8 protein-coding genes and 2 pseudogenes are annotated in these 11,615 nt (G+C 39.7%); 4 read left to right on the top strand and 6 right to left on the bottom strand.

Features of this window, described 5'->3' with window-relative positions:
• From A2294_00265 to A2294_00250, 4 genes and pseudogenes are all read right to left on the bottom strand, one after another.
• Window positions 1–687, bottom strand: a pseudogene (locus A2294_00265) (dTDP-glucose 4,6-dehydratase).
• Window positions 688–705: 18 nt separating this feature from the next.
• Window positions 706–1,242 carry a hypothetical protein gene (locus A2294_00260; protein ID OGH85910.1) on the bottom strand — a complete coding sequence of 179 codons (537 nt, stop codon included), beginning with the start codon at window positions 1,240–1,242 and terminating at the stop codon, window positions 706–708.
• A complete protein-coding gene (locus tag A2294_00255; GenBank protein ID OGH85909.1) occupies window positions 1,226–1,645 on the bottom strand; it encodes a hypothetical protein in 420 nt (139 codons plus the stop codon). The genes A2294_00260 and A2294_00255 overlap by 17 nt, the downstream gene beginning before the upstream one ends.
• 6 nt (window positions 1,646–1,651) lie before the next feature.
• Window positions 1,652–3,508 carry a hypothetical protein gene (locus A2294_00250; GenBank protein OGH85908.1) on the bottom strand — a complete coding sequence of 619 codons (1,857 nt, stop codon included), beginning with the start codon at window positions 3,506–3,508 and terminating at the stop codon, window positions 1,652–1,654.
• Window positions 3,509–3,620: 112 nt separating this feature from the next.
• Here A2294_00250 and A2294_00245 point away from each other — a divergent pair, with 112 nt between their 5' ends.
• Entirely contained in the window at window positions 3,621–5,774 is a 2,154-nt protein-coding gene (locus A2294_00245; GenBank protein ID OGH85907.1) for a hypothetical protein, read from the top strand.
• 112 nt (window positions 5,775–5,886) lie between these two features.
• On the opposite strand, the gene A2294_00240 is transcribed toward A2294_00245, so the two are convergent.
• Window positions 5,887–7,524, bottom strand: a complete 1,638-nt coding sequence (locus tag A2294_00240) for a hypothetical protein (GenBank protein ID OGH85906.1) — start codon at window positions 7,522–7,524, stop codon at window positions 5,887–5,889.
• 47 nt (window positions 7,525–7,571) lie between these two features.
• Window positions 7,572–8,774 (bottom strand): hypothetical protein, encoded by a 1,203-nt coding sequence (locus tag A2294_00235; protein OGH85905.1) that lies wholly within the window; start codon window positions 8,772–8,774, stop codon window positions 7,572–7,574.
• Window positions 8,775–8,903: 129 nt separating this feature from the next.
• Here A2294_00235 and A2294_00230 point away from each other — a divergent pair, with 129 nt between their 5' ends.
• The 3 genes and pseudogenes from A2294_00230 (at window position 8,904) to A2294_00220 (ending at window position 11,615) form a co-directional block, all read left to right on the top strand.
• The gene (locus tag A2294_00230) at window positions 8,904–9,200 is read left to right on the top strand and encodes a hypothetical protein (protein ID OGH85904.1); all 297 of its coding nucleotides are present in this window, start codon (window positions 8,904–8,906) and stop codon (window positions 9,198–9,200) included.
• A 145-nt stretch (window positions 9,201–9,345) separates the two neighbouring features.
• The gene (locus tag A2294_00225) at window positions 9,346–10,803 is read left to right on the top strand and encodes a hypothetical protein (protein OGH85903.1); all 1,458 of its coding nucleotides are present in this window, start codon (window positions 9,346–9,348) and stop codon (window positions 10,801–10,803) included.
• Window positions 10,804–10,986: 183 nt separating this feature from the next.
• Window positions 10,987–11,615, top strand: a pseudogene (locus A2294_00220) (hypothetical protein).

Genomic DNA, 11,615 nt, shown 5'->3' with positions numbered 1-11,615 from the left:
CAAGGCCGCGGCGTGATCTAACACGTGAATCCAATCGCGCACATTAAGACCATCACCGTAAACAGGCACTTTTTCTCCTTTTAATAGTTTAAAAACAAAAAAAGGAATAACCTTTTCCGGAAATTGATATGACCCATAATTATTAGAACAATGCGTCACTACCACCGGCACCTTGTGAGTAATAAAATAAGCATTGCACATTAAATCCCCGCCGGCTTTAGCCGCCGCATAAGGCATATTAGGCCAAATAGGCGTGTTTTCGGTAAATTTTTTATCCTCATCCAAACCCAAAGAACCATAAACTTCATCAGTGGAAACCTGTACAAATTTTTGCACTTTATTAAACCTTACCGCATCCAAAATCATTTGAACACCTAATGTATTCGTTAAAACAAAATCCTGACAGCCGCCATGAATAGACCTGTCCACATGAGTTTCGGCGGCAAAATTTATCACGTGCGTGATTTGGTTATCCGCCATTACTCTATTTAACTCTTCCAAATTAGTAATGTCGCCCTGAACAAATTTATAATTGGAATTTTTTTCTATATCGCGCAAATTTTCCAAATTACCGGCGTAAGTCAATTTATCAAAATTAATAATAAAATGGTCCGAATACTTCTTTAACATGTGATGAATAAAATTGGAACCGATAAAACCAGCTCCGCCACAAACCAATAATCTCATAATTTTTAAATTTAAAAATTAATTTTCTCTAAAAAGGTAAGGCCGGACAATGGCCCAAACCGCCAGAGCTTGTCCATCCCAAATTTGATTATTTTTAATCAATTCTTCCATTTCATCAACCCGCCGCGGCATCAATTCTATTAATTCTTGCGGGTTATTTTCCGCCGGCACCCTAAAAAGGCCGCGAGCCAAGTAAATTTTACAAATTTCCGTACTGACTCCGTTAAAGGGGCAAAACTCTCCCACGTTAATTAACTCCGTTGCTCCCAAACCAGCTTCTTCCTGCAATTCCTCGCGAGCGGATTTTTCAAAATTACCATCAGCTTTTACGCCACCGCCGGGAAATTCTATACTCCATTTGCCAAACAAACCACGATAGGTTTTAATCAGCCCGATTCGGCCGTCATCTAAAAGAGGCACTACCATTACGCTACCGGGTGTTTCGGCGTAATAATATTCCCCCGGTTCTTCTTTCCCCTGGATTTCAAAAGTATCGTGGCGATAAATCCACCAAGGATTTTGATGTACAATTTCCGTTTTAATTCTCTTCCACATAATTTTTAATTCTTTGACCTAATTCTTCCATTTCTCCCGCGGCATAAGCTTTACCCGGCCACAATCTATAACCATCACCGTTAAATCTGGGCACGATATGAAAATGAGTATGAGGCACCACTTGGCCAGCCTCGGCCCCGTTGTTAATGGTTAAATTAAAAGATTTCGCACCCGCTCCTTTTAAAACAGCCGGGGCTACTTTTTTAGCAGCTCTAATAAGTTCACACAATATTTCTTCCGGCGTATCGGAAAAATTATAATAATGATCTTTGGGAATAATTAAGGTGTGGCCGGGATTGACAGGATTGATATCTAAAAAAGCCAACACTTGATTATTTTCATAAATTTTAAAACTGGGAATCTCTCCACTGATAATTTTACAAAAAATACAATCCTTAACCATAGGGGGTTACTTTTTAATTATTTTTATTAGTTGTAAATTGTCCCAAGCGGCAATCATCACTCCCAAATCCGCACCCTTCTCATTAAGCCGTGCGCGTAAATCCCGAAATTCTCCTTCTTCTAATTTTAAATCATAAAAATAAACAGGCAAGCCGGCGTTTAACAAATTATCAATAGCTTTGATTTGATTTGGATCACTCCAGCCGGGAATAACTTTGCGACCGGGAAAAATATACTTATCGCCATAACGAGTGACAATAATGGCATTTTTTTCCGTTAAAAAATAAACCTGATCGCGCCACGCTTGATATTGCCCGACTGTTTCCTTAACTTGTTTTAAGCCATCCAATTTAAAATAAACCTCGGTTAAGCTGGACAAACCCAAAATAATCAAAAGGAACACTGCTATAAATTTAGCAAATTTGGAAATTCGCCACAAGATGCTTAAAAAATAAGCGGCCAAGGGCAAACTAAAAACATAGATCGGCAAAAAATACCGCACGTAAGAAGTGCCGATAGAGGCCATACCCACTAAATTATCATAAAAAATCCAAGAGCCATAGTAAGTTAAGATGTAACAACTGATGAAAAACCAAACCCATAAATAAGTAACGGGAAATTTACGGCGCAAGGCGATGACCAAAACTCCGGATTGAGAGCCTGTAGTTGCTTCTATTTTTTCCTTTTTATTTTTTTCTCTATCCAAAAAAAACATTAGCCAGCCCGCCACCGTAATTAAAAACCACGGCCTAAACAACAAGAAAAAATATTTGATAAAAATTTTAGCCATATTGGCAGGATGAAAACCAAAAGGCAAAACTAAAGCCTGCCAAAAATTAATACCTTGCGGACCGCTGAATACCAGACCACTGGAACCGCCAGCCAAAGGCTTAACATAACCACTGCCAAAAATATTGCCGTAAAAAGCATATTGGGTAACAAAAAACAAAATAGCTGGAATAACTAAACCTAAAATTAAAAATCCCATCTCTTTTTTAGACCATTCTTTTTTGGTTTTAATCAAAGTAAAAATTCCCAGCCCCAAAAGCCAAATTATTTCCGCCGGCCGCAAATAAATACATAAGCTCCAGAATAAACCAGTCAAAAAAATCAACCGGAGTTTTTTTGTTCCGACGCGTTCTCGGCTTAAAACAAAGGACAGCGCCGCACACAGCAAAAAGAAAACAAACAACAAATTATGTTGAAAAGGACGGCTGGCGTTGTACCACCAAGCCGGCAAAATGAAAAACATCACCGACGAAGCAAAAGCCACCCCTTTACCCCAAAATCTCCGCCAAAAAAAATAGCCCACCAACGGAGAGGCGGCGGCTAAAAGTGGAGTAAAAATAATGGAGAGCAGGTTAAAAAGATTTTTGTCAAAAATAAAGGCCAAGATTTTTACCGCCAAGCCGACTAAAACAATAAATCCGGGAAAACCAATAGGTACAATTTGGCCGTCGATTACGGTGGTACTGCGCGGATGAACTTGATTTAAAGAAATAGAACTTAAATTTTCTTTTAAATTAAAGGAGTTTTCCCTAACGAACTGTCTGATAAAAAAATAATTGACAGACTCGTCCGGCTGATTAAGAATTAAGTAAGCCGGCTCGGATTTTTCTTTTATCTCCACCGGTTCTCCGCCGCCACATTTAATTTCCACGTCGGCCACCGCCGAAATTGTCTCGTGTTTTTCACTGCTAAAAATAGGATTACTGCTACAAGATAAAATTTTAGCCGGAGAAAGATTTAAAACTGAAGGACGAATATATAAAAAAAGATAGGCGATAAAAAAAATAACGGCCAGTAAAAGCAAAATAAAAATATCATAGTGTTTTTTAGCCAACAACCAAAGATAACGTTTCATAATTGCTCTTTAAACGCAAAAATGTTAATCTAAAGTAAAGTAAGGGCGCGTTTTTACAATAAAAACAACCTTTAACGGCAAATGATTCAAATGCGCCGCTTGACCAATTCCTATGAAAAAGTATATCATTTTTTCCCTTTTATTGGTAGGACTTCTATCCTACAACCTGCTTAAACTGCATTCCCTGCCTCTGGGGCTGGTTGTTTCTGTTATTTATATTTTTTATTTTGGACGACGTTTGGGCATACTGGCTTTGCCGCAATTGGACGGATTTTGGCAAAGACTTTTTGGCCCATTGCTTTTATTGGCCTTTTTTTCCATCTGTGGTGGTTTTATTTTTTATTTTTACCGGCTGGACAATCAAGTGATAATTTTTTTAATCGCTCTTTTGCCAACGGTTATTGTTCCTTTTGCTCGTTATGTTAAAAAAGATATTAATGATTGGTCTTCCGGACTAATGGAACCGGTGCCTTTGATTGAGCCCAAAGCCAGAAGCTCAAATTTTTGGGGTTGGTTGGTATTTTTTGGAGATATCTATCTGATCTCTTATCTTATTAGCCACGCCACAGACGCGGCTATCCGCTCCCCCTGGACTCTTTTATCTTACAAATTTTTTGCGGCTTTTTTTATTTTGTCATTCATTTTATTTTGGTATTTAAAAAAAATTTCCGACAGCGTCCGTTCTTTAAGCATTGTTTTTATTCACTCCCTACTGCTGATTTCCGTAGCCTTGTTAATTTATAAAGTAGGTTTTGGCTTTGATCCCACCTTGCACCGCGCGGCAGAAAATTATATCTATCAAACCGGCACCTTAGAGCCCAAAACCCCCTATTACTTGGGCCAATATGCCATAGTGGTGCTTTTGTCAAAAATTTCCAGCTTACCACTGGGAATAGTAGATAAATGGTTGCTTATAATTTTAGAAGCCATTTTCTTGGCACCGCTGTTCTTTTTTATTTTACGCCACACTTTTAAATTAGAAAGAAAAATAGCCCGTCTAGGATCTTTATTGATTTTTTTATATCCTTTTTCTCATTTTATCGCCTCCACCCCTCAGGATTTGGCCAACTTTTACGCCCTGGCGGCCATTTGTTTTTCCTTGCTTTATCTTTCTACTAATTTGCTCCGAGGGATAGTTCCTTTAATTTTAGTTCTGGCGACTTTAGCCACCCATCCTTTAACCGGTCTGCCACTCGGTATTATTTTTGCTATTATCCTGTTATTTAAAGCCAGACAAAAAAACAAATCGCTTAGCTTAAAAATGCTATCCGAGATGGCCATTCTGGCAATTACGTTGGCTTCTTTTTTTATCTTGCCTGCAATTTTTGTAAAATTTCAAGGCGCTTCTTTTAACAAACCAGCGGGATATGATTTATGGCATTTTTTAAAACCAACTTTCCCTCAATTTATCTCTAGCTCTCATCGCTGGCTTTTTTTACCTGTTTATCTTTATCAAAATTTTTTACCTTACCTGATTTTTCTTTTGGCTTTAGGCGGAACAATCTATTTTTACTTTAAAAACAAAAATTATACTGTGCCGGTTTTGCTGTTTTTATCTTTTTTAATTATTGGCGCTAACGCTTTCTTTTTAAAGACCTCCCTCATTTTTAAAGGCCTGGGTAATGCCGAACAAGGGCAGTACGCGGAAAGATTGGCTCATTTTTCTTTTTATCTGCTTTTACCTTTAGCTATTTACGGTTTTTTTGCTTTGCTGGAAAAATTAGAAAAAAAATTAAAAAGCGAAACAACATTAGCCTTGTTTAATTTTTTTTCCGCCGGTTTATTGGCTATTTTGCTTACCTTTTCTTTTTATCTTTCTTATCCCAGGGTTGATGCCTATGCCTTAAGCCACTACATCAATACTTCCCAAAGTGATCTTAAAGCCGTGCAAGAAATTGATAAAAAAAGCGCCGGCGCACCTTATTTGGTTTTGGCTAATATCAGTGTTAGCGCCGCCGGTATTGAAGAATTCGGTTATAAAAAATATTTTACCACTCCCTTGGGAGAACAAATTTTTTATTATTCTTTGCCCACCGGCGGCTACCTTTATCATTATTTTGAAGACATGGTTTACAGGGAACCAAACGCGGAAACAATGACCAAAGCCATGAATTTGGCTGGTATAAACCAAAGTTACTTAGTGCTTAATGATTACTGGGATTCTTTTACCAAGGTTTTGCCTGCGGCTAAACTTACAGCAGATGAGTGGTGGCAAATTGATAACGGAAAAATTTTTATTTTTAAATATACTAACAAAAACCAGTAAGGCTTTGCTTACAAAGAAAAAACTCTTTTAGTCAACTTAAAAAGGCGGGTGGTTAAAAGATAAATCTTACCTTCTAACTACCCGCCTTTTTTATCAGCCTCCCCTGGCTGATTTAATTACTGGCTAATTTGTTTAATTCCTGTTGTTCTCTCCAAACAGTGGCTAAAGTGTCAAAACTGATGGCGGATTTATCGCCGCGCAAATACGCGCCAATTTCTTTGATATTATATCCACCATAAGAATACGCATTGCTGATATTATTCCATTCGGTCTGATTTTTTACAAACCAGCGTCCATAGCCCAAATAATTATTCAAGGCTCTTTTTAAATAAGAGACTTCCGCTTTTTCTTGGGCAGGATCTTCCATTTTTATAGTGCGATAAACGGTTAGTTTGGCGCGATTGGCCATAGGGTTATAACCCTGAACGATGCTGGTTTTATCATCAATACCGTCATTATTAGAATCAAATTTTAAAGGATCACTCAACCAATTATTAATTTCTTCGCCATCTTTAATACCGTCTCCGTCAGAATCGTATTGAGTAGGATAAGTATGGTATCTTATTACTTCTTCATTATCGGCTAAACCGTCATTATCAGTATCCAAAACAAAAGGATTGGTTCCCAAAGTAAACTCTAAAGAATCTCTTAAGCCGTCATTATCTTGATCAATAATATCTTCGGAAGCTTGCGATACGGCTTTGGGATCTTCAGCTTGAGAATCAAAATAATATAAATCATCAGTGCCTAAACGATTGTCAATCCAAGAGACAAAACGATTGGAAGAACCCAAAGTTGGCTCTTTTTTAATTGCTTTGCTCCAGCTTAAAATAGTATGTTTACCGGTGGAAAATTGAAAAAGTTCCAAATCTTCGCCGGCAGAACGGCTGACAAAATAAACAAGGGAATCACTAAACATTATTGGATTGTAGCTGTGATAATCGCTTGGAGAAACATTAAAACCGGTTCCGGTGGTATAACCGTAGACTTTAACAACTTTGGTACTACCTTCTAATTCCGACCAAGAAAGAGCCCAATTGTTGATTTGCACCGGACTTAAACTGGCCACGTTGTCTTTGATAATTTTTTTAACACCGGAAAGTATATCATAAGTAATGACGCGTCCATATTTAAAAGGATCACAGCCAACATCTTCTGTTTTGCAGACGGAAAATTCTCCCCAAGCTATTAAGCTGCCAAAAATTACCGGAGACTTTTGATAGCTTTCATCATTGGTTATATTTTTTACCATTTCCTCAACACTCACGCTGTTTTTATTCAAAAGAAAAACATCAGTGGTATTGTCATTTTTGACCTCATACGTCACATATTTTTCATAAGCCGACAGACTTTGAACGGCCTTATCTTCTTTGATAAGTTTTCGGGAAAGATTGCGGTCAATATCAAACTCCCAGATATTCCAACCTTCAGCGGCATGGTCGGCCAAATAAACATAGTTTTGGTAAACCACGGGGCCCACCGCGTCAAAACTTAAAGGAAAATTTTTATTAAGCTGGCTTTCTTTTTTAGTGGTAAAATTATAAAAATAAAGATTATAAGCTCCTTCACGATACTCAATCCAAACCACAAAATCCCCGCCTAAGGCCGGATGTTTAACCTGCGCGCCTTTAGTTAGCCTTAATTCATCGGCGGCAGAAGTTTTAAAATTATCATTTTGATTAAAACCCAAGGGCAAAATCAAAGATAAAATTAAAGCAAACAAACCTAAAAAAACCAGTCTTTTGAACATAAACATAGATAAATTGTGCTATTTAGCGCCTAAATTTAGGCAATTTTTTATAACGCTTCATTATAGCACATTTTAAGCAATTTGTCAAGATATTCACCTAAACCGCGACCTTGGATGGAATTTAGAGCGGCCGGTCGCATCTGCTGTATTTGCTCCGGATTTTGCACCGCCCAGGAAAGTTTAGAGATTAAAGATTCTTTATTGCCGGCCAAAAAAGTCAGACCATTCTCTCCATCTTTAATAAGTTCTGCCACACCCTCTATGGAAGAGGCCAAAACCGGCACACCATGAGCAAAACTTTCAAAGATAACCGTGGGAGAATTTTCATAACACAATGAGGGCACAATAGTTAAATCGGCGGAGGAAAAAATTTGCGACAAATCTCCCCTGTCCACCCTTCCTTTGATTATAATTTGTTCTTGGCCGCCGGCTAATTTTCGCGCCTCTTCTAATTTGGAACCGGCGCCCACCGCTAACAAATTAACCTGCGGAAAGGAAGAAGAAAAAAGTTTAAAAGCATCAATTAAAAATAAAACGCCTTTGTGTTCTTCTATCTGACCCAAATACAAAAAAGTAAAAGGTTGACGGGGGGGGCGGGAAGAAAAAATTCCGGTTTTAGATATAACGGGATTAGGCACTACCAATTTGCGAGAGTGAGGAAAAAAATTTCTTTTTTCATAAAATTCCAATAAAAATTTGGAGGGTGAAATAACCACTTGTGGAGAGCCGAAAAGTACGCGGCAAATTTTTTCGTAAGCTTGTCTAAAAATTTCGTAAAAAAAAGATTTTTTCTGGGTGGTAATGATGATGCCGCTAGGTTCAACCAACTGCACGTCGTGTAAAGTATGAACATGAAATAAATTTAATTTTTTGATGGCCAAAGGAATTAAAAATCCCAAGCCTTTTAAGTTATGGGTGTGCACCACATCTGGTTTTTCTTGTTGTAAAATCCGGCGCACCACAAAATAAGAATGAAGATTAAACGTGTCCAAGATGTGCCAAAAAAATCTTAACCAAGAAGGATGGGCAAAATCATTGCCATAGAAAAAAAAGTTAAAAGGAAAAAAGGCGTAAATTTTAAGATGCGGAGTTTCGGAAAGGCCCCAAACACCACTTTGACGCGGGCGGGCGGTGATTACCACCACTTCGTGACCTTTTTCCAAAAGTCCATCAACGGTATTTTTAACCACTTGTTCCGCTCCGCCGCGATTATAGGGAGAATACAAATTGGAGATAAGGCAAATTTTCATATGATAAATAAAGTTTAACACAGTCGAGATTTTTGACAAAATTATTAAAGCCCTGTCTTGACAAATAAAACAAAAAGTAATAAAGTTGACTTACTAAGTGCCTGTTTAACAACCACAAGGAGTGTTTCAATGAAACCGGAAACCCGTGACGAGTTCGATGACCTTCTGGAAAGGTTCGGCAAGGGTGTGGATAGAGCTGGCCGTGGACTGGGCAGACTTCTCATCCGGACAGGCAATGTCCTGACGGGTCGCGAACTGACCCAGGATGAAGACCAGGCGGCCTTCAAGCAAATGCAGCGCCGTGACGCCTTCTTTGCCGAGGCCAAGGATCGAGGTGAGCCCTATCATGTCACCTTCATGCGCTGGCGCGTGGCCGAGCATGATCGCCGTAAGAGCCTTGCGGGTCAGCCACCCGCTGACAAATAACCATTCCTAACCAGTTCCTCGCCGATAGATAACACTATCGGCTTTTTTTATTTAATGCAGAATCCTTGACTCACTCTGCTTGACAAATATAAAAATTTAATCTAAGTTTAGGGTATGGATCCTTAACAACTAACAGAGGAAAATCATGGGAAGACAAGTCAATGACGGTGTTCCATTCACAAGGGAAATTGTATACGCTGCCAGAGACACAACTTTGCCTCTGCGTCCTTGGTACAAACGAATCTTTTCTAATCGACGCCAGGAATTTGTAGGCCTGGACATTGGGTCGCACACTGTTAAAATTGTACACGTCTGTCGTACCCGCAATCCCTCCCAGCCTTGGGCAGTCACACGTTTTGCCACTCTGGCATTAGATCAAGGCATCATTGAAAATGGGGAGATTGTAGAATTTGATCGAGTGCTTGAGGCGGTTAAAAAGCTGGTAGATATGACCGGCACTCACGGCTTGGAATGCGCAATCGGTCTGCCTCCTTGGCCTACAATTGTTAAAAAAGTGACCGTGCCAAAGATGGACAAAGACCAACTAAAAGAGTCCCTCCATTGGGAAGCGGAGCAGTATATTCCCTTTGATATTAGAGAAGTAAATGTAGATGCTGACATTGTTGAACCCAACTCTCTACCTGAAGGGTCCATGAATATTTGTTTGGTAGCCGCTAAAAAGGGTATCGTTGTTAACTGCCTTAACTTGGCTACTGCCGCCGGTTTAAGACCAATCACGGCTGAACCCTGCGAAATCACTTTGGCCAACTTGGTAAAAATAGCTGAAGGTCTAAATCCTCAAACAGATGGAAAATCGGTAGCCATCATTGATATTGGCGCCGAATCCACCAAAATGAGCATTTTATTTAACGGATCGCTGGTGTTTTCACGTGATATTAACACAGGCGGCAACGCAGTTAACACAAACCTGATGTCACACTTTGACATCTCTTGGGAAGAAGCCGAAAAATGGAAGATAAACGGCGCTCCTGAGGAAAAAAGAGCCGAAGTGGCAGAAGAAACGGCTCGCAGTTACAATATCGTTGCAATAGAGATCCAAAAATCCCTAGATTTTTTCCTAGCCACTGATATTCATCACTCTGAATTCAAAAGCATCCTGGTGACAGGCGGAGTTTCTAACGATCCGGCCTTTTTGCTTGCCTTGGCTTTAAGACTAAAGGAAACCATTACTCCCTTTAATCTTTTCACGGAAAGATTAGGGGAACAAAATACCCACCTTTTGAGCACAGCCCTTGGCTTGGCCTTGCGTGGCCTGGATGAAAGAAAAGATCTTATCCGTGTTAACTTGAGTGGATTTCCCTTAAAGAAAGCAAATTCCTCCAAGCGAAGCAAAGACCCTGATAAAGAAAAGTTTGATGAGCGAAAATGGAAAAAACGCCAAGTAGTGGCTAAAGCTTTTCTTCTCATTTTTGGTGTTATGCTTATGGGTTTATGGCTGATTATCGGATTTTTCGTCAATAGTAAATCAATCTACAACTACCTTGCCGGATATGAACCGACTCAATGCCGGTGTGTTTGCCCAATCGACTCTTCCTCTATTGGGAACAAGGTTGAAATCCCTGGTCTTGCCCATAAATATTAATAGTCTAAAATAGTTCTTTTGCCGCTTCATTAACGTGAAGCGGTTTTTTATTATTTAAAATTTTTGGGCAAATTAGGGGCTTGACATTTTCTTTAAAATATGATAAAACTATCTGTCTTGTTCTTTTCACAAACAAAGGAGCAGAAGATGGCTAAGAATCTCCCTAAGCTGCCCTTTGGCAGTATGCCCTTTAGTGTGACGGTGGATTACAACCAGAGCAAAGAGCAGATGCTTGTGGATACGGGATTTTCTCCTACCGCAAATGCATGGGAAGCACCTATTTCCGGCCAAGGAAAGGTGACTAAACTTCTTTACCTGGTGCCTTTCTTTAAGCCCGACTTTTACGCCAAAGAGGCCAAAGCTCTGCTGGAAAAACTTGGTCTTAAACACGCTAAGGCTGAAGATGTCCTGGCTTTGCTACGCGACCACAGGGAAAAACTGAAAAGCCGCAAAGTGACATCTGCTATAGCTTTTGGAACTGTTTGGGGCGATTTTGTCATGGGTTTTGAGGATGGTAGAGTGGGTGGAGGACATACTTCAAATACTTGGAGAGGTGGCGATTGGTACCTCCTGGCCGTAGCCGAGGATGGCATTCGCCGCAAGGTTCACAAGACCCCGCGGATAGATCTGCCTTATCCCCAGCCCAAGCCTTGGTTTAAGCTTCCGAAAGTTAAAGCTAAGACTAACGGCAAGGCCAGAGAACAAGCCAAAGCCAAGATACTGGAGAAAGTACCCAGGGCTTTGTTCTTTGAAATAGAGGTGGATTACTCCCAAACCGCCGCAGAAATGGTAGAGGCCAGTGGGTTTGGGTA

This window comes from Candidatus Magasanikbacteria bacterium RIFOXYB2_FULL_38_10 (assembly GCA_001783145.1).
Taxonomy (GTDB): Bacteria; Patescibacteriota; Patescibacteriia; order Magasanikbacterales; family UBA10003; genus GWC2-40-17.
This window is presented reverse-complemented; position numbering and strand designations above follow the sequence as displayed.

What these genes read in the sequence shown, in the direction of transcription:
- A2294_00235 (OGH85905.1), bottom strand. Translation starts at nt 8,774, where the DNA reads ATGAAAATTTGCCTTATCTCCAATTTGTATTCTCCCTATAATCGCGGC.
- A2294_00240 (OGH85906.1), bottom strand. Translation starts at nt 7,524, where the DNA reads ATGTTCAAAAGACTGGTTTTTTTAGGTTTGTTTGCTTTAATTTTATCT.
- A2294_00255 (OGH85909.1), bottom strand. Translation starts at nt 1,645, where the DNA reads ATGGTTAAGGATTGTATTTTTTGTAAAATTATCAGTGGAGAGATTCCC.
- A2294_00245 (OGH85907.1), top strand. Translation starts at nt 3,621, where the DNA reads ATGAAAAAGTATATCATTTTTTCCCTTTTATTGGTAGGACTTCTATCC.
- A2294_00230 (OGH85904.1), top strand. Translation starts at nt 8,904, where the DNA reads ATGAAACCGGAAACCCGTGACGAGTTCGATGACCTTCTGGAAAGGTTC.
- A2294_00250 (OGH85908.1), bottom strand. Translation starts at nt 3,508, where the DNA reads ATGAAACGTTATCTTTGGTTGTTGGCTAAAAAACACTATGATATTTTT.
- A2294_00260 (OGH85910.1), bottom strand. Translation starts at nt 1,242, where the DNA reads ATGTGGAAGAGAATTAAAACGGAAATTGTACATCAAAATCCTTGGTGG.
- A2294_00225 (OGH85903.1), top strand. Translation starts at nt 9,346, where the DNA reads ATGGGAAGACAAGTCAATGACGGTGTTCCATTCACAAGGGAAATTGTA.